Annotated in this window: 1 pseudogene; it reads right to left on the bottom strand. The window is 65.0% G+C overall.

Going from position 1 to position 500, the window contains the following annotated elements:
• Positions 1-500 (bottom strand): annotated as a pseudogene (locus MUB46_RS24160) (hypothetical protein); the annotation flags it as partial.

The following is a 500-nucleotide window of genomic DNA, read 5'->3' as shown; positions in this document are numbered from 1 at the left end:
CGGTAGCGCCTCATAAGCCCGGCGAATTCATCAACCACGGCCTCAGGCGAGAACGGCGGTTTGACCTCGCGAACCGCGTCCAGGATCGCCGTGGAGCCCTCCTTGTGCGCAATCGCCAGCGTCATCGAATCCGCGCTACCGCCCGACGGGTCGACGAAGGCCCGATAGTGGTATTGTCGCTGTGGCGCACGCTCCCGCACCCCCGACTCTATGCACGCCTCGATAACTTCGATCGGGACCAGCGCGGCAACGTCGGTGCGGAACACCGCGCCATACTCCGCCTTCGCCCATGCGGGGTCACTGTCGTAGGCCTCGGAAATGATTTCGCCGTCTTCGGGAACGGTCGGGTTCATGACCCACGTCGGCGCCTGTGCGACCAGCACCGAACCGGGATGGCCGTAATGCGTCCGGTACTTCTCCCACAACAGCCCCTTGCGGGCGTGCGGGCTCGATATGCCGATCAGCATCGCCCCCGGCATCATCGTCGCCATTGCCGGCTT

Origin of the sequence: Microbaculum marinisediminis (assembly GCF_025397915.1) — a bacterium.
Taxonomy (GTDB): Bacteria; Pseudomonadota; Alphaproteobacteria; order Rhizobiales; family Tepidamorphaceae; genus Microbaculum; species Microbaculum marinisediminis.
This window is presented reverse-complemented; position numbering and strand designations above follow the sequence as displayed.